This is a genomic window from Colwellia sp. Bg11-12 (assembly GCF_014076955.1).
GTDB lineage: Bacteria > Pseudomonadota > Gammaproteobacteria > Enterobacterales > Alteromonadaceae > Colwellia_A.
The window spans coordinates 1-19,010 of the sequence record NZ_JACGUZ010000081.1 but is presented as its reverse complement, the minus strand read 5'-3'; the positions used below and the strand labels follow the sequence as shown (position 1 = coordinate 19,010).

Genomic DNA, 19,010 nt, shown 5'->3' with positions numbered 1-19,010 from the left:
TTGTTTATAAATTATGGCGATTTTTAGCAGAGGTGAAAATTTGTAACAAAAAAGAGAGTCATCTCTCTTCTTTGTTTTTTTCTGGTAAACAGGTGGTGTTTAATTGTTAAAATTTCATTTCAGGGACATTATTGGGTACAATTAATTCACCTTCAGTGAGTTTTATAATTTCTTCAACACTTACACCTGGCGCGCGCTCTAATAAATGGAATTTACCGTCTTTAATTTCAATAAAAGCTAAATCAGTCAGTACTCTTTTAATGCAACCTTTACCGGTTAATGGCAAAGTACAGTTAGAGAGTAATTTTGACACGCCATGCTTTGATGCATGGGTCATGGTAACAATAATGTTATCAGCACCAGCAACTAAATCCATTGCGCCGCCCATGCCTTTTATGAGTTTACCGGGGATCATATACGAAGCGATGTTACCGTTTACATCAACTTCAAAAGCGCCAAGTACGGTCAAGTCGACATGACCACCACGGATCATTGCAAAAGACTCTGCGCTATCAAAGACAGAAGCGCCTTTTGCCATAGTGACTGTTTGTTTACCTGCATTAATTAAGTCGGCGTCAATCTCATCTTCAGTGGGAAATTGTCCCATGCCGAGTAAGCCATTTTCAGACTGCAACATAACTTCTATTCCTGCTGGAATGAAGTTAGCAACGAGTGTTGGAATGCCGATACCTAAATTAACGTAATATCCGTCTTGTAATTCTTGTGCTACGCGTTGTGCTAGTTGTTCTCTTGATAAAGCCATGATTAAACCTCCAAAATTATTTTATGACTGAGCAATACGAACAGTGCGTTGTTCAATGCGTTTCTCAAATGACCCTAGAATAAGGCGATCAACGTAAATACCTGGGGTATGAATTTGGTCGGGGTCTAACTCACCAGGTTCAACAATTTCTTCAACTTCAACAACGGTAATTTTACCTGCTGTTGCTGCCATGGGATTAAAGTTTCGTGCTGTTTTTCTATAAACCAAGTTACCGTAACGGTCAGCTTTCCATGCTTTAATAATAGCAAAGTCGCCTTTAATGGCAGGTTCAAGGATATACATTCTTCCCTCAATTTCACGCTCTTCTTTACCTTCTGCTACGGGCGTTCCGTAACCTGTTGCTGTAAAGAAAGCGGGTATACCAGCACCACCGGCTCGCATTTTTTCAGCGAGTGTGCCTTGTGGTGTCAGTTCTACTTCTAATTCTCCATTCATCATTTGGCGTTCAAACTCAGCGTTTTCACCCACATAAGAAGCAACGATTTTTTTGATTTGACGGTCTTGTAGTAATACACCTAAACCAAAATCGTCAACACCACAATTATTTGAAACAAGTGTTAACGCTTTAGTACCTTTACGTTTTATTTCACTAATTAGGTTCTCTGGAATACCACATAAACCAAAGCCACCTGAAATAACAGTCATACCGTCTTCAAGTCCTGCCATCGCTTCTTCGTAGCTTGATACTACTTTGTCAAATCCGGCCATTATTCAATCCTCATTAAATTGATATCTGCGGTGTATTTATAATACACTGCTATTTTTTATTATATTTATGCTTGTGCGCGGTACGCATTAGACACTTTAGATGAAGGTGTTTTACCTAATTTATCACTGATAAACCAACCAGCACGTACTAATTTATCTAAATTGATACCCGTATCAATATTCAAACCATTCAATAAATAAACAACATCTTCAGTAGCAACATTACCAGAAGCGCCTTTAGCATAAGGGCAACCACCTGAACCCGCAATGGCACTGTCAATAACAGCAATGCCATTTTGTAAAGCAGTGTAAATGTTAGTTAACGCCTGACCATAAGTATCATGAAAATGAACAGCTAGCTTAGCTTTTGGTACACGGGCACTTACCGCTTGCAGCATCTTCTGTACGCTCATCGGAGTACCGACACCAACAGTATCGCCAAGCGATATTTCGTAACAGCCCATCTTGTAAAGTTTTTCAGCAACTTCAGCGACTTTCTGTGGATCAACTTCACCTTCATAGGGACAGCCAACCACACAAGACACATAGCCACGTACTGGTATATTCGCTTGTTTTGCTGCGGTCATTATCGGTTCAAACCGTTCGAGACTTTCGGCAATAGAACAGTTAATATTTTTCTGGCTAAAGGCTTCAGAAGCGGCACCAAATATGGCAACTTCATTAGCATTTACCGCAACAGCAGCTTCAAAGCCTTTCATATTAGGAGTGAGAGCTGCGTAAGTGACACCTTTTTTTCGCGCTATACCATTGAAAACATCACTCGATGTTGCCATTTGTGGCACCCATTTCGGTGAAACAAAGCTGCCACTTTCAATGTAATTGACTCCGGCTTCGCTGAGCAAATTTATCAAGGCTATTTTATCTTCTGCGCTAATCTGTTGTTTTTCATTTTGTAAGCCGTCACGTGGGCCAACTTCAACGATTTTTACTTGTTTAGGTAATTCATTATTAGCAAAAGAACTCATTATACTTCCTCTGGCGTAAAAGCAAGTAACTCACTGCCGCCATCAACCATGTCACCTTCGGCGTAAAATAAGGTATCAATGGTACCGTCTTCAGGGGCTCTAATGGTGTGCTCCATTTTCATCGCTTCCATGATCATCAATGGTTGGTCTTTAGCGACTTTATCACCGGCGTTCACTAACACGCTGACCATAGTACCGTTCATGGGTGCTAATAGGCCGCCATGATTATCATCAGCATTATTGTCGCCGCAATCAGGCTTAATGTTAATAAAGTTAAAAACACCGTTTTGACGATATAAACTTATTTGGTCACCTGAGCTCGAGATATTATGGGCGATGGTGGCTTGGCTGCGATAGCCATCAATACTTACATGCAATGTATCGCCTTCAATTCTACCTTGGCAATCAACGGTGCGACCACTGACAGAAATTAAATAATAACTTCGATCACCTTGACGCTTTTGTTCAACGGTAACAGGGTATTCAATGTCGTTATGGGCAAGTACTACTTGGTGATTATGTGCTTCGTTAGAGCGCCATGCCGAGGTATTATTCCAAGGAGAAAAAGGATCCGTGGTTGTCGCCGCTTTTATTTTCGCTTGTTCAGCCAATGAAAGTACTAAATAAAGCGCTGCCATGGGTAATTCGTCAGCTAAGGATTGCTCGTTATCGTGAAATATTTCACTGTCATATTTTTCAATGAAACTGGTATCTATTTCTTCATTTATAAACGGTTTTGACGTCGCTAAGTTATAAAGAAAATCAATATTGGTCGTTACACCTTTAATACGGTATTCCGATAAAGCTTTTGTTAAACGTTGTAATGCTTTTTCACGATTCTCATCCCAGACAATCAGTTTGGCGATCATCGGATCGTAAAAGACACTTACTTCATCTCCTTGACGAACCCCCGTATCAACACGAACATGCGCGCTTTCTGCTGGTGGTTGTAAAAAGTCTAGTGTACCCGTAGCCGGTAAGAAATCATTATTTGGGTCTTCAGCGTAAATACGCGCTTCAAAAGAATGACCATTAATCACTAACTGCTCTTGAGTTTTTGGCAAAACTTCACCAGCAGCAACTCTGAGCTGCCATTCTACTAAGTCTTGGCCGGTGATCATTTCAGTCACCGGATGTTCAACTTGTAAGCGGGTATTCATTTCCATAAAGTAGAATGAACCGTCAACGTCGAGTAAAAATTCGACCGTGCCCGCGCCTTGATAACCGATAGCTTGGGCAGACTTTATCGCTGATTCACCCATGGCTTTGCGCAATGCTTCACTCATTTTGAAAGCTGGCGCTTCTTCAATAACTTTTTGATGACGGCGTTGCACTGAACAATCACGTTCAAATAAATAAACAGCATGTTCATGGTTATCACAAAAAACTTGGATTTCAACATGGCGAGGCTGTGTTAGATACTTTTCAACCAGCATTCTGTCATCACCAAAGGACGACATTGCTTCTCGCTTAGCGGCAGAAAATCCTTCACTAAATTCAGCTTCGCTCCACACTTGACGCATGCCTTTACCACCACCACCGGCGGTCGCTTTTAATAAAACAGGATATCCCATATCGTCGGCCGCTTTTTTAATAACAGCTTCCGATTGGTCGTCGCCATGATAGCCAGGTACTAAAGGCACATTGGCTTTTTCCATGATGTTTTTAGCGGCTGATTTTGACCCCATCGCTTCAATGGCAGCAACAGGAGGACCAATAAAAACAATGTTTTCATCACTACAACGGCGACAAAAATCAGCATTTTCTGAGAGAAAACCATAACCTGGATGAATCGCTTGAGCGCCTGTACGCTTTGCTGCATCAATCACTTTTTCAGATAATAAGTAGCTTTCACGAGAAGGCGAAGGGCCTAGATAAATAGCTTCATCAGCCATGTTGACATGAAGCGAGTCGGCGTCGGCGTCAGAATATACAGCAACGGTTAAAATACCCATTCTGCGGGCTGTTTTGATTACACGACAGGCGATTTCACCACGGTTGGCAATAAGAATTTTTGTAAACATTTTAGCTGTTTTAGGTGTTAATGGAGACATGTTTTTATCCTTCACTCGTCGGTTCTTTTAGCCAGCTTGCTGGTCGTTTTTCAAAAAAAGCAGTTAAGCCTTCTTGGCCTTCATCTGAAACGCGAATTGACGCGATACGTTCACTGGTCATGCTAAGTAATTCAAAATTAATGTCTTGATAAGCCACATCCAAGGCAAGTTGCTTTGCTTGACGAACGGCTTGCGGGCCATTACTTAATACGGTAGTCACCATATTGTTTACTGTGTTTTCTAATTCGTCTACACTCACTATTTCATCAACTAAACCTAACTGTTGCGCTTTGTCAGCAAAAAAGCGTTCTGCGGTTTGAAAGTATCGACGACTCGCTTTTTGGCCAATCGCATTAACAACATAAGGGCTAATCGTTGCTGGAATTAAACCCAATTTAACTTCACTAAGACAAAAGCTGGCTTTGTTGCTGGCAATAACAATGTCACAACAACTCGCTAGACCTACCGCGCCGCCAAAAGCAGCACCTTGAATTTGGGCAATGGTTGTTTGTGGCAGAAAATTTAGCGCTCGTAACATCTGAGCAAGTGCATTTGCATCGCTTAAGTTTTCTTCATAAGAATAGCTAGCCATGCGTTTCATCCAACCTAGGTCAGCGCCTGCAGAAAAGCTTTTGCCCGTTGATGCCAAAATCATCACATGAATATCGTCACGTGTGGCTATATTCATAAAAATCACTGTTAATTGGGCAATAATTTTGTCATCAAAGGCATTGTGTTTATCAGGGTTATTTAAAGTAACTGTTGCTACCCCATAACGGTCTACGTTAAGTAATACGTGACCCGAATTGATATCTGGTAATGGTGTCATAGTTCTCAGCCCTACATTCTAAAGATACCAAACTTGGTATCCTCAATAGGTTTGTTCAATGATGCGGAAAGGGCGAGACCTAATATTTGGCGAGTATCAGCAGGGTCAATAATACCATCATCCCATAAACGGGCTGAGGCATAATAAGGGTGACCTTGGTGCTCATAAGTATCAATAATCGGTTGTTTGAAGTCGGCTTCTTCTTGCTCGCTCCATTGCTCACCTAATTTGTCTTTTTGATCGCGCTTAACTTGAGCCAAAACGCCAGCTGCTTGTTCGCCGCCCATCACAGAAATACGGGCATTGGGCCACATAAATAAGAAACGAGGATCGTAAGCACGGCCACACATACCATAGTTACCCGCGCCAAAACTACCACCAATTAATACGGTAAATTTTGGGACTTGTGCGGTTGCAACGGCAGTCACCATTTTTGCGCCATGTTTAGCAATACCACCGGCTTCATATTGCTTTCCAACCATAAATCCGGTTATGTTTTGTAAGAAAACTAAAGGGATTTTTCGTTGTGCACATAACTCAATAAAGTGAGCGCCTTTTTGTGCAGATTCGCCAAAAAGAATACCGTTATTCGCGATTATACCAACGGGGTAGCCAAAAATACGAGCAAAGCCACACACTAAGGTTGTACCATAAAGGGCTTTAAATTCATCAAAATTACTGCCATCGACAACACGTGCGATAATTTCACGAATATCGAATGGCTGGCGAGCATCTTTGGGTACAACGCCATATATTTCTTGTGCGTCGTAAGCCGGTTCAACAATAGGCTGAATATTCATTGTGACGGGTTTAACACGATTTAAATTACCCACAACATTGCGGGCAATTTCTAAAGCATGGTGGTCATTTTGTGCATAATGGTCGGCGACCCCAGAGGTGCGACAATGTATATCAGCGCCACCTAAGTCTTCAGCGCTAACAACTTCACCCGTTGCGGCTTTTACCAGCGGAGGACCCGCTAAAAATATGGTACCTTGTTCTTTAACGATTATCGACTCGTCTGCCATTGCTGGTACATAAGCACCACCTGCAGTACATGAGCCCATAACAACAGCAATTTGTGGAATAGCTTGTGCAGACATATTCGCTTGATTAAAGAAAATACGACCAAAGTGTTCTTTATCAGGAAATACTTCATCTTGGTTGGGAAGGTTAGCGCCACCAGAGTCGACCAAATAAATACAAGGTAAGTTATTTTCTTGTGCAATCGTTTGCGCGCGGAGATGTTTTTTAACGGTAAGTGGGAAATAGGTTCCACCTTTTACGGTGGCATCGTTTGCAACGATAACGCACTCTTGTCCACCGACTCGGCCAACACCGGTGATAATACCTGCAGCAGGGACATCTGCGTCATAAACTTCATAAGCGGCGAGTTGAGATAATTCTAAAAATGGTGAGCCTGCATCAAGTAGGGCATTAACACGGTCGCGCGGTAATAATTTACCACGTGATAAATGACGTTCCCGACTGCGCTGCCCGCCACCCAGTTTTATTTGTTCAAGCTTTACTTTTAGATCATCGACTTGAACTTGCATATGTGCAGCGTTTTCAATGAATTCAGGGCTGCGTACATTTATTTTTGAAATTATTTTAGCCACGATATTTGCCTTTATTATAGAGGTTTATCAGTAAGAACATCAGGTTTAATGCTGCAAGCTTAGATGAGAGTAGTGCGGCTCTCATCTATTTCTCTTTCAATAGAAAGATTGTTTGCAGGTTATTACGTTATTTAGACTCAGCGAATAACTCTCGACCAATGAGCATGCGACGAATTTCAGAAGTACCTGCGCCAATTTCATATAATTTAGCATCACGTAACAAACGACCTGCTGGAAATTCATTGATATAACCATTACCACCGAGTAATTGAATTGCATCTAAGGCCATTTTTGTCGCTAATTCTGCGGCAACTAAAATAACACCCGCAGCATCTTTACGCGTAGTTTCACCACGATCTGCCGCTTGTGCACATAAATAAGCATACGATTTAGCTGCATTCATTTGGGTGTACATATCAGCAACTTTGCCTTGAATTAATTGGAACTCACCAATAGATTGACCAAATTGCTTGCGGTCATGAATATAAGGAACAACTAAGTCCATACACGCATCCATAATCCCTAGTGGGCCACCTGTTAAAACAATACGCTCGTAATCAAGACCAGACATTAAGACACGAACGCCTTTGCCTTCTTCACCTAAAATGTTTTCTGCAGGTACTTCACAATCTTGAAAAACTAATTCACACGTGTTTGAACCACGCATACCTAGCTTGTCTAATTTTTGGTGACGAGAAAAACCAGGGAAGTCACGCTCAACGATGAAAGCGGTAATGCCCTTTGAGCCCGCTGCGGTATCAGTTTTTGCATAGATAACATAAACATTGGCATCAGGACCATTGGTGATCCACATTTTGTTGCCGTTTAAAATGTACTTGTCGCCTTTTTTATCAGCGCGCAGCTTCATGCTTACTACATCAGAACCTGCGTTAGGCTCACTCATCGCCAATGCGCCAATATGCTCACCGCTACAAAGTTTGGGTAAATATTTAGCTTTTTGCTCATGTGAACCGTTTTTGTTTAGTTGGTTTAAACAAAGGTTAGACATTGCGCCGTAACTTAAACCTACCGACGCAGAAGCACGTGAAATTTCTTGCATCGCGACCATGTGCTCTAAATAACCTAAACCAGAACCGCCATATTCTTCGTCAACGGTCATGCCAAGTAAGCCTAACTCGCCAAATTTGCGCCATAAATCATTAGGAAATTCATTATCAATATCTATTTGTGCTGCGCGTGGCGCAATTTCGTCACGAGAAAAAGCGTTAACCGAATCGCGGATCATCTCGACAGTTTCGCCTAGATTAAAGTTTAAAGATGAGAAGGTAGAAATCATGTTATTTCCTTAGCTTAGTGAGCTACTTATAGGTTATTAGTTAAGTTTTTATTGTCGATAGCTGATAATGTCGTTAAACAGCTTTCTTCTAAATTTGTTAATTCCATCAATACGACTTTGATGTCATCAAGTTGCTGATATAAATCTGATTTTTTCTGTTCAATAATGTCCATCATTAATTTTAACTGGCTGGCACTGGTATTATCTAAATCGTATAACTCAAAGATACGTCCTGTTTCTGCTAATGAAAACCCTAAGCGTTTTCCGCGTAGAATTAACTTTAGTCGAACTTTATCTCTTTGGTTATAAATTCGAGTTTGTCCTTTACGGGTAGGAGCAAGCAAGCCTTGATCTTCGTAAAAACGAATACTTCGAGTTGTTATATCAAACTCTTTAGAAAGATCACTGATTGAAAAAGTCTGTGCTTTGGGTTCGGCCATGAAAAACTCTACATTTATGTTATGTAGTCACCTTACAGGAAGTTTACGTCAACGTAAAGCAAGGGCTTTTTTCATCGATGATACATGGAATATGCAGTCAATAATTTACACGTTAATTAAAAATATCCAAGACATTATCGCGATTCAAATGACCCCTAAGCCTTAACTCAGTTAATTGATTTGCTCTTACTAAATGATTGCATGTTCAATTAAAGTTTACGTTGGCGTAAACGTCAAATATAAGTTATGGTAATGGGCATTAATTTATCCTTTTTTATTTTTATGTTGGAGAGCTTCATGTCTACTACAGATCCTATTGTTATTGTTTCAGCGTCTAGAACCCCTATGGGTGGTTTTATGGGCGGACTATCTGCTGTTACTTCACCGGACTTAGGTGCAACAGCTATTCGTGGTGCACTTGCTGCTGCAAATATAGCTAACGATCAAGTTGATGAAGTGATCATGGGTTGTGTGCTTCCTGCAGGCTTAAAGCAAGCGCCTGCTCGTCAAGCAGCATTAGCAGCTGATTTAGCGTTATCAACAGTTTGTACCACGATTAATAAAGTGTGTGGTTCAGGTATGAAAGCGGCAATGCAAGCACATGATTCATTAATGGCAGGTTCTATCGATGTTGCTGTTGCTGGCGGTATGGAAAGTATGACTAACGCCCCACACCTTTTACCCAAAGGGCGAAGTGGCATTAAAATGGGGCATGGCCAAATACTTGACCATATGATGACTGACGGTTTAGAAAATGCTTATGACGGTATTGCTATGGGTTGTTTCGCACAAGAAACTGCTGATGACGCTGGTTTTACCCGTGAAGATATGGATGAATACGCAATTCGTTCATTAGCCCGTGCCAATGCAGCAATTGCCGCTGGCGCTTTTGAAAATGAAATTTCACCGGTAACCATTAAATCTCGTCGTGGTGATTCGGTATTCGCTATCGATGAACAACCAGGCAATGCTCGTCCTGATAAAATACCTTCACTTCGTGCTGCTTTTAAAAGAGACGGTACAATTACTGCTGCAAACTCTAGCTCAATTTCAGACGGTGCCGCTGCATTAGTAATGATGAAGCAGTCGGAAGCAGAGAAACGCGGTTTAACCCCTTTATGTAAAATTGTCGCTCATGCAACGCATGCACAAAAACCAGAAGAGTTTACCGTTGCACCTGTTGGCGCGATGAATAAAGTATTAGCAAAAGCGAATTGGACAGCAGCAGATGTTGATTTATGGGAAATTAATGAAGCTTTCGCCATGGTCACCATGCTAGCGATTAAAGAATTAGCTTTAGACGTTGAAAAAGTAAATGTTAACGGTGGCGCCTGTGCACTGGGTCATCCTTTAGGTGCTAGTGGTGCTCGCATCATGGTGACTTTAATTCATGCATTGAAAAACAGAGGCCTTTCTAAAGGTCTCGCATCCCTTTGTATTGGTGGTGGTGAAGCAACAGCTATTGCGGTTGAAATGTTTTAACTACTACTTATTTATATAAAAAAGCCGTAAGTGTTTAAGCACTTGCGGCTTTTTTGTAGCTAAAGGTGGGGCCTTGACCAATTTACATCTTATCGTTATTAGGTATCAGCTAGAATTTTTCAATAGGTAATAAAGAGTGATATTTAGGTGGGTTTACCTATTTCATAAACGGTAATTAAGTAACTGTCTTTGAAAAAAACGAAAAGTAACATCATTATTTATGCCCTGAATCTCTATACTGCTTCGGTGACATGCCTACTGATTTTTTAAACAGTCGTGAGAAATAGTATGGGTCGTTATAACCTAACCCTTCTCCGATTTGCTTAATGGTATGCTGAGTCTTATCGAGATCAAAACAAGCGCGTTGAATCTTCATATTAATGAAATGCTGGATCGGCGAAGTATCAGTGAGTTCTTTAAATTTTTTTGAAAAATGAAATTTAGATAATTTACTGTAATGTGCAAGTGTATCTAAACTTAATTCTTGATGCAGATTATCTCTCATCAAACGTTCGACAGCGTCAATATCAAAAGCTGAACTATTGTTGAAGGCACTCAATCTAAGCTGAAGTGCTAAAAAGCTCAGAGCTTGTTGTAAAATATGGACGGCATGTATCACGTTGGTTGCTGTGTAGCCTCTTCTCCCGAGTGCCAATAAATGGTTAAAGTCTGAGAGAATGTTGCTCAGCACACTAACATGCGCTAAACCATCGTCCATTTTCATTAATAAACGTTGAGCAAAATCGAGTGCTAACGTCCCTTGAAAGTTAATCCAAAAAACGGCGTGTGCTTTATTGTTATTGACTTGATAAGTAAAATCCTGATTTGGCGTTAAAATAACAAGATCGCCCGCACTGACCTCTCTTTTTTTATTTTTATAGTCTAGAATTCCACTACCTGATTGACAGTAAATTAAACAATGGTGAGCCGGTTGACTCTGTTTCATATTAAAGGTTAGGTCTTGCGATGATTTACCCAGAGATAATGGGTATAAACCTTGTGTTAAAGGGTGCTTCTTCAATTTGTTTAGTAAAAATATAGGGATAATTAAACGTATGTCATGTATTTCTGCAGGTTGTTTTTTTGTTAAGTTATCAGCCATGTTTCTTCTCAAACCTACTGTTTTTAAATAAATTATATTGTAGCAATATAATCCATCAAATTAACAATAAAATCAATTTCAACTAGCTATACAGTATGTTCAAATAGAATTATTAAAAATATATATCACAATACAACACTAAAGATACTTTACTGGCTGCGGTATTTATTACTTTGCTGCCAGCATTACCCCTACTATAAGTGAGTTTGCTATGACAACTGAACGTTACCAGTTAAAAAATAAAATTAGAATTGTTACTGCCGCTTCTCTGTTTGATGGCCACGACGCTGCTATTAATATAATGCGCCGAATTTTACAATCAAGTGGTGCAGAAGTTATTCATTTAGGTCATGACCGCAGTGTAGAAGAAGTTGTTAATACTGCAATTCAAGAAGATGCTAACGCTATAGCAATGACCTCTTATCAAGGGGGACATAATGAATACTTTAAATATATGTACGATCTGCTTAAAGAACGTGGCTGTGAGCACATTCGTATAGTAGGTGGTGGCGGTGGTGTTATATTGCCAGATGAAATTAAAATGCTACAAGATTATGGTATTACACGTATTTATTCTCCTGATGACGGTCGTGCACTTGGTTTATTAGGCATGATTGATGACATGCTAGAGCGCTGTGATTTCAAAACGGGCGTTAATGTTAAAAAAGATGATGTGGCAAATTTAAAGAAAAATGATAAACAAGCCATTGCTCGTTTAATTTCAGCAGCAGAAAATGCGCCACAAGAAAATAAAGTGGCATTAGATAAAATTCGTAAAATTGCCTCAGCAAGTAAAACACCTGTCTTAGGCATTACGGGCACGGGTGGTGCCGGTAAATCTTCATTGGTTGATGAATTAATTCGCCGCTTTTTAATGGCAACAGCAGAGAGTAAAATTGCCATTGTCTCGGTTGACCCTTCTAAACGTAAGACCGGTGGTGCGCTACTTGGCGACAGAATTCGTATGAACGCAGTCAATAACGATCGTGTTTATATGCGTTCGCTAGCTACGCGTCAGTCAAACTTAGCTTTATCTGTTTATGTTAATGACACTTTAGAAATTTTAAAAGCGACAGATTTTGATTTAATTATCCTAGAAACCTCGGGTATTGGTCAGTCAGATACAGAAATTGAAGAACATTCAGATGTTTCTTTATACGTTATGACGCCGGAATACGGCGCAGCAACACAATTAGAAAAAATCGATATGCTCGATTTTGCCGATATTATTGCACTTAATAAATTTGACAAACGTGGTGCTTTAGATGCGCTTCGTGATGTGAAAAAACAATATAAACGTAACCGTGGCATGTTTGAAGCGGGTGATGATGAAGTACCGGTATACGGCACTATTGCTTCACAATTTAACGACCGTGGCATGACCGAATTATACAATGCGGTTATTACAGCGTTAAACTCTAAAGTGGGTCTAGTCGTTGGCGATATTTTGTCTACAGAGGGCACATTAGCGAATAAGAGTAGTGTAATTCCAGGGAGTCGTATTCGTTATTTATCTGAGATAGCTGAAAATAACCGTGGATATGACGCCTGGGTTGATAAGCAAACAACGGTTGCACAAAAACTTTACGGTATTCATCAAGCAATTGAAACGGCGAAAGAAACAGATACAGAGGTTTCTGCTGATTTAGTGACGCAACTTGAAGCGTTATATTCACATGTTGAGTTAGATTTAGATCCTAAAAACAAAGTATTGCTTGAGCAATGGGCGACTAAAGTTCAGTGTTATAAAGACCCTGAATTTAAATTTAAAGTTCGTGATAAAGAGTTATCAATACAAACCCATTCTAAATCATTGTCGGGCAGTGATATTCCAAAAATTAGCATGCCTAAATACCAAGGTTGGGGCGATATTCTAAAGTGGAATTTACAAGAGAACGTACCGGGTGAATTTCCGTACACTGCCGGTTTATTCCCATTCAAACGTGAAGGTGAAGACCCTACACGTATGTTCGCAGGTGAAGGTGGCCCGGAACGAACTAACCGTCGTTTTCATTATGTGTCAAAAGGTATGCCGGCGAAACGTTTGTCAACAGCCTTCGACTCAGTAACTTTATACGGTAACGATCCGGCTATTCGTCCTGATATTTATGGGAAAATAGGTAATGCGGGTGTGTCTATTTGTTGTCTAGATGATGCAAAGAAATTGTATTCTGGTTTTGATTTAGCCCATACAATGACCTCAGTTTCAATGACCATTAATGGTCCTGCGCCGATGTTATTAGGTTTCTTCTTGAATACGGCTATTGACCAACAATGTGAGCGTTTCATTACTGAAAATGGTTTAGAAAAAGAAGTTGCTGCCACAATCGCTAAAATTTATAAAGACAAAGGCTGTGAACGTCCAAGTTACCAAGGTGAATTGCCTGAAGGCAACGACGGTTTAGGCTTGATGTTAATTGGTGTAACAGGCGATCAAGTTTTACCTCCTGAAGTCTATCAAGCGATAAAGGCTAAAACGTTAACGCTAGTTCGCGGTACAGTTCAAGCTGATATATTAAAAGAAGATCAAGCGCAGAATACGTGTATATTCTCCACTGAATTTGCGCTGCGTTTAATGGGCGATGTACAAGAATACTTTATTGAAAAAGGTGTGCGTAATTTCTATTCAGTGTCTATTTCTGGTTACCATATCGCCGAAGCTGGCGCGAACCCAATTACTCAGTTGGCGTTAACCCTAGCCAACGGCTTTACTTTTGTAGAATATTATTTGAGTCGTGGTATGGACATTAATGAATTTGGTCCTAACTTATCGTTTTTCTTCTCAAACGGTATCGACCCAGAATATGCGGTAATTGGCCGAGTGGCTCGTCGTATTTGGTCGAAAGCGATGAAAAACAAATATGGCGCGAATGCCCGTGCACAAATGTTGAAATACCATATTCAAACATCAGGTCGTTCATTGCATGCTCAAGAAATTGATTTCAATGATATTCGTACTACGTTACAAGCGCTTTACGCGATAAACGATAACTGTAACTCTTTGCATACCAACGCTTATGATGAAGCGATTACTACACCAACCGAAGACAGTGTTCGACGCGCGATGGCGATTCAATTAATTATCAATCGTGAATTAGGCCTTTCTAAAAATGAAAACCCTATTCAAGGGGCTTTTATTATTGAAGAGTTAACCGACTTAGTGGAAGAGGCGGTATTAACTGAGTTTGACCGTATTAACGAACGCGGTGGTGTACTTGGCGCAATGGAAACCATGTATCAACGTGGTAAAATACAAGAAGAAAGTATGTATTATGAACACCTAAAGCATTCAGGTGAATACCCCATTATTGGTGTAAATACATTCCTTAGTTCAACGGGGTCGCCAACCGTTGTTCCTGAAGAAGTTATTCGCGCAACAGAAGAAGAAAAAACTTATCAAATTGATATGTTAGCAAGTTTAAATAAAGCTAACGAAGCAGAAGTAGAAGTCTTACTTAAGCGTTTACAAACAGCCGCTATTAACCACGAGAATATTTTCGAATTAATGATGGATGCTTGTAAGGTTTGTTCATTAGGGCAAATAGTTAATTCATTATTTGAAGCGGGTGGACAGTATCGTCGCAACATGTAATTAATCGTAAATAAGCGCCTTATTAGATTAAAGTATAATAGTGCTAGTGCATGACTTATGCTTTGATCTTATTTCTTTGTACACTTTTTTTTAAAATTGGAATTGGAATAATTATGTCGACTATATCAGCTGAGTTACCCAAAAAATTTACTGCCTTTCGTATCCATCAGACACAAGATGGAGATAAGAAAAAAATCACCAGTGGCTTTGAACAGATTAGTATTGATGACTTAACCGCAGGCGAAGTGGTGATTAAAGTTGCTTATTCAGATATTAATTATAAAGATGCCCTTGCAGCTACCGGTAAAGGACGAATTTTACGCACATACCCTTTAGTTGGTGGTATTGATTTGTCTGGTGTTGTGATCACCTCTATTGATGAACGATTTAAAGCGGGCGATAAAGTGCTGGTATGTGGGGCTCAATTATCTGAACTTTACGATGGCGGTTACACCGAGTATGCGCGAGTAAAAGCTGATTCAGTCGTTGCATTACCAACAGGGATGAGTTTACGTGATGTGATGGCATTGGGTACTGCAGGATATACGGCAGCACTTGCCATTCAGCGTATGGAAGATAATGGCCAAATTCCTGAACGTGGGCCGATTGTCGTCACTGGTGCTACTGGTGGTGTTGGTAGTTTTGCGATTAACATGTTGTCAAATATTGGTTATGAAGTAATTGCTTTTACCGGTAAGACAGAACAAGAAGATTATTTAAAAGCGCTTGGCGCAAGTAAGCTGATTAGTCGCCATGATGTTGAAATGGGCAGCAAACCACTTGAAAATGCACAGTGGGGCGGGGCAGTTGATAGTGTTGGTGGTGACACGTTAGCTTGGCTAACACGCACTACCAATGTGTGGGGGAATATTGCTTCCATTGGTTTAGCGGGTGGTTATAAATTAGATACCACGGTAATGCCATTCATCTTACGCGGTGTAAGTTTACTTGGGATCAACTCTGTTGAAATGCCAATATCAGTGCGCACTCAGGGGTGGAAGCGTTTAGCGACCGATCTTAAACCATCAAAATTAGCGCTAATTGCACCCACAACTATTCCTTTTTCCGAGTTACCTAATGCGTTTGACGCTTATGTTGATGGAACTGTAACCGGTAGAACGGTTGTAGAAATTGATGGAAGCTTATAACTTTTTTATTTTGGCTATCGTTAACGATATAAAGTGATATATATGCAGCAATCTCCCGTTATTTTTTCAGAAAAGTTAGCCGTAAATGGTAAAGTCATTGCTATTGCAGAGCTCAATGCAACAAAATCATTAAATGCATTAAGTTTACCGATGATACTTTTACTTACTGAGCAATTGAATCACTGGCAATGTAATGAGAATGTTGCTGTGGTTTTGTTAAAAGGTGCAGGTGATAAAGCTTTTTGTGCGGGTGGAGATGTAGTAAGTCTTTATCATCATTTTAAAAATCAAAGCTTTCCTATTAATGATGAAAAAATTGTTTCTTCAGAGGCTGTTGATTTTTTTCAACAAGAATATCAGCTTGACCAACTTATACACGACTATAAAAAACCTATTTTAGCATGGGCCGATGGTTATGTTATGGGAGGAGGCGTTGGTTTAATGGCTGGGGCTAGTCATCGAGTAACGACTGAAAAAACTTTAATGGCAATGCCAGAAGTTACTATTGGTTTATATCCTGATGTTGGTGCAAGTTGGTTCCTAAATAAAATGCCAGATAATATCGGTTTGTTTTTAGGGTTAACGGGGGCAATGTTTAATGGTGTAGATGCTCAATATTTAGGACTTGCAGATTATCTTATTAATAGTAATACAATGGATGATATTGTAGAGCAGTTACTTAAAACTAACTGGAACAGGGATAGTCAAAACCATAAGCTGCTAAATAATATATTATCTCCTTTAGCCATTGCAGAGAAAAATCAACCCGAATCACTTATAGTAAAACATCGAGTTATAATAGCTGAGTTGACAAAAGCTGATAATGTTTTTGAAATATACCAAAATATTATCGATTTTGATTTGAGTGGTGATAATAAAGAGCTACTCGACAGTCAATGGCTTGAGCAAGCACAAAAGAAAATACAAAATGGCAGCCCATTAAGTTGTGCCCTTATTTATCAACAACTAAAACAGAGTGAAAATTATACATTAGCACAATGTTTTAAAAGCGAATTAAACTTGTCTTTACGCTGTTGTCAGCAAAAAGAATTTTCAGAAGGTGTTAGGGCTTTACTTGTTGATAAAGACAGAAACCCACAGTGGCGTTATAAAAACATTAACGATATTGATCATAAAATAATAGAGTGGTTCTTTGTACCACTTTCTATAAAATAAGCACATTAAAAATATATAAGCATAAGCACTGAGGAAAAAAATGAATTTAACAAATAAAACGATCGTAATTACAGGTGGCGGGCAAGGCCTAGGTCGTTCAATGGCCATCAGTTTAGCAAATAATGGCGCAAAATTAGCCTTGATAGACTTGAACGAAGAACTATTGCAAGAAACTGTAAAGCTTATTGAAGCGGCCGGTTCATCTGCAAAATATTATTTAGCGAATGTAACCAATGAAAGTGAAGTAGAAGCGATATTTAGTCAAATTAATAGTGATTTTTCAGGTATTGATGGCTTAATTAACAACGCTGGTATATTACGTGACGGCATGTTTGTTAAAGCTAAAGACGGTGTAGTTGCTAAAAAGATGTCATTAGATCAATTTCAATCAGTGATAGATGTTAATTTAACAGGTGTCTTCTTATGTGGTCGCGAAGCCGCCGTTCATATGATTGAAGGTAAGCGAAAAGGTGTGATCATTAATATGTCATCTATTGCAAGAGGCGGTAACATGGGGCAAACCAACTATGCCGCATCTAAAGCTGGCGTTGTCGCGATGACTGTTACGTGGGCAAGAGAACTTGGACGTCATGGAATTCGAGTTGGTGCTATTGCTCCAGGTGTTATTCGCACCGCGATGACCGATGCAATGAAACCAGAAATGCGCGATCGTTTAGAAAGTATGAAGCCTGTTGGTCGTCTAGGTGAGCCGGATGAAATAGCACATACCGTTAAGTACATTTTTGAGAATGAATTTTTTACAGGTCGAGTCGTAGAAATTGATGGCGGTCTTTGCATGTAAGCTTTAAATGCTTATGATGTTTTCGGAATAAGCGTTAGTAAAGGCGAACATATGTTCGCCTTTTTCAATTAATATAATAAATAACCTATTTACAAAAGTTACATACAAGAAACTGATTATGAATAAAGCACTATTTTTAGATCGTGATGGCATTATTAATGTTGACCATGGTTACGTTTATAATAAAGAAGCGTTTGAGTTTGTTAAAGATATTTTTGCAGTTAGCCTAGATGCACAAAATAAAGGTTATGAAATCTTTGTTATTACTAATCAGTCGGGTATAGGTCGAGGTAAATATACCGTTGAGCAATTTGAGCAGTTATCCATGTGGATGGTTGATGAATTTAAGGCGAAAGGTATTACCATTTCGTCAGTCTATCATTGTCCGCATCATCCTGAAAAAGGGCTAGGAGCATATTTAAAAGTGTGTGACTGTCGAAAGCCTGAACCCGGTATGATCCTATCTGCAGCAAAAGAACATAACCTGGATTTAGCAAAGAGTGTTTTTATTGGTGATAAAATTTCAGATATGCAGGCGGCTGAGCGTGCTGGTATTGAAAATAGAATATTACTCGCGGGTCAATATAACGATAATGAGTCAATAATAGCACATCGTATCAATAGCCTTATCGAAGCTAGCCTATATATTAACTGAATAGTTCAATAAATAATCGAAAAAGTGTTTATTTCAAAGTTATGACAAAAAAAGGTTGACGCCCAGCGAGAAATGTCTAGAATGCGCTCCAGTTCCAAGGGGTCCAGTTAAAACGAACCACGAAAGGGCTGTTTTGATAAGTTATCTACATCACTTTAGAGTAAAGTAGTTAACTTAATGTTTTATAGATAAGGTTTGAATCTTCGAAAAGAACTTCAAATTAAATTAAATAAAACGTTGACATCGAAACTGAGTTGCGTAGAATACGCATCTCGCTTCAGGCAAGGCCTGCAGCAACGAAGCAAAGCGAATGAGATTTTGTTTCGGTTAACTTTT

General features: G+C 39.6%; 16 protein-coding genes. 7 read left to right on the top strand and 9 right to left on the bottom strand.

Annotated features, from left to right (window positions below; all coding sequences use genetic code 11):
• Positions 1 to 106: 106 nt before the first annotated feature.
• The 8 genes from H4J39_RS17285 to H4J39_RS17250 form a co-directional block, all read right to left on the bottom strand.
• Positions 107 to 763, bottom strand: coding sequence for a 3-oxoacid CoA-transferase subunit B (locus H4J39_RS17285; protein ID WP_182229592.1), 657 nt, complete (start codon positions 761 to 763; stop codon positions 107 to 109).
• Between the two features lie 21 nt (positions 764 to 784).
• Entirely contained in the window at positions 785 to 1,492 is a 708-nt protein-coding gene (locus H4J39_RS17280; protein ID WP_182229591.1) for a CoA transferase subunit A, read from the bottom strand.
• 65 nt (positions 1,493 to 1,557) lie between these two features.
• Complete coding sequence (locus tag H4J39_RS17275; RefSeq protein ID WP_182229590.1) at positions 1,558 to 2,478, bottom strand: hydroxymethylglutaryl-CoA lyase; 921 nt, start codon at positions 2,476 to 2,478, stop codon at positions 1,558 to 1,560.
• Positions 2,478 to 4,502 (bottom strand): acetyl/propionyl/methylcrotonyl-CoA carboxylase subunit alpha, encoded by a 2,025-nt coding sequence (locus H4J39_RS17270; protein ID WP_182229662.1) that lies wholly within the window; start codon positions 4,500 to 4,502, stop codon positions 2,478 to 2,480. Before H4J39_RS17270 ends, H4J39_RS17275 begins: the two co-directional genes overlap by 1 nt.
• 34 nt (positions 4,503 to 4,536) lie before the next feature.
• Entirely contained in the window at positions 4,537 to 5,361 is an 825-nt protein-coding gene (locus H4J39_RS17265) for an enoyl-CoA hydratase/isomerase family protein (protein ID WP_182229589.1), read from the bottom strand.
• An 11-nt stretch (positions 5,362 to 5,372) separates the two neighbouring features.
• Entirely contained in the window at positions 5,373 to 6,980 is a 1,608-nt protein-coding gene (locus H4J39_RS17260) for a carboxyl transferase domain-containing protein (RefSeq protein ID WP_182229588.1), read from the bottom strand.
• 127 nt (positions 6,981 to 7,107) lie between these two features.
• Entirely contained in the window at positions 7,108 to 8,277 is a 1,170-nt protein-coding gene (locus tag H4J39_RS17255) for an isovaleryl-CoA dehydrogenase (RefSeq protein ID WP_182229587.1), read from the bottom strand.
• 26 nt (positions 8,278 to 8,303) lie between these two features.
• On the bottom strand, positions 8,304 to 8,717 hold the full coding sequence (locus H4J39_RS17250) for a MerR family DNA-binding transcriptional regulator (RefSeq protein WP_182229586.1): 414 nt from the start codon (positions 8,715 to 8,717) through the stop codon (positions 8,304 to 8,306).
• Here H4J39_RS17250 and H4J39_RS17245 point away from each other — a divergent pair.
• Positions 8,716 to 8,883, top strand: a complete 168-nt coding sequence (locus H4J39_RS17245) for a hypothetical protein (protein ID WP_182229585.1) — start codon at positions 8,716 to 8,718, stop codon at positions 8,881 to 8,883. The genes H4J39_RS17250 and H4J39_RS17245 overlap by 2 nt on opposite strands.
• Positions 8,884 to 9,014: 131 nt before the next feature.
• Positions 9,015 to 10,199 carry an acetyl-CoA C-acyltransferase gene (locus H4J39_RS17240; RefSeq protein ID WP_182229584.1) on the top strand — a complete coding sequence of 395 codons (1,185 nt, stop codon included), beginning with the start codon at positions 9,015 to 9,017 and terminating at the stop codon, positions 10,197 to 10,199.
• A 214-nt stretch (positions 10,200 to 10,413) separates the two neighbouring features.
• On the opposite strand, the gene H4J39_RS17235 is transcribed toward H4J39_RS17240, so the two are convergent.
• Entirely contained in the window at positions 10,414 to 11,301 is an 888-nt protein-coding gene (locus H4J39_RS17235; RefSeq protein ID WP_182229583.1) for an AraC family transcriptional regulator, read from the bottom strand.
• Between the two features lie 211 nt (positions 11,302 to 11,512).
• Here H4J39_RS17235 and H4J39_RS17230 point away from each other — a divergent pair, with 211 nt between their 5' ends.
• From H4J39_RS17230 to gmhB, 5 genes are all read left to right on the top strand, one after another.
• Positions 11,513 to 14,893 carry a methylmalonyl-CoA mutase family protein gene (locus H4J39_RS17230; protein WP_182229582.1) on the top strand — a complete coding sequence of 1,127 codons (3,381 nt, stop codon included), beginning with the start codon at positions 11,513 to 11,515 and terminating at the stop codon, positions 14,891 to 14,893.
• Positions 14,894 to 15,006: 113 nt separating this feature from the next.
• A complete protein-coding gene (locus H4J39_RS17225; RefSeq protein ID WP_182229581.1) occupies positions 15,007 to 16,041 on the top strand; it encodes an oxidoreductase in 1,035 nt (344 codons plus the stop codon).
• A 42-nt stretch (positions 16,042 to 16,083) separates the two neighbouring features.
• Positions 16,084 to 17,217, top strand: coding sequence for an enoyl-CoA hydratase/isomerase family protein (locus tag H4J39_RS17220; protein ID WP_182229580.1), 1,134 nt, complete (start codon positions 16,084 to 16,086; stop codon positions 17,215 to 17,217).
• Between the two features lie 40 nt (positions 17,218 to 17,257).
• The gene (locus tag H4J39_RS17215) at positions 17,258 to 18,019 is read left to right on the top strand and encodes an SDR family oxidoreductase (protein WP_182229579.1); all 762 of its coding nucleotides are present in this window, start codon (positions 17,258 to 17,260) and stop codon (positions 18,017 to 18,019) included.
• A gap of 118 nt (positions 18,020 to 18,137) precedes the next feature.
• Positions 18,138 to 18,674 (top strand): D-glycero-beta-D-manno-heptose 1,7-bisphosphate 7-phosphatase, encoded by a 537-nt coding sequence (gene gmhB / locus H4J39_RS17210; protein WP_182229578.1) that lies wholly within the window; start codon positions 18,138 to 18,140, stop codon positions 18,672 to 18,674.
• Positions 18,675 to 19,010: the final 336 nt, after the last annotated feature.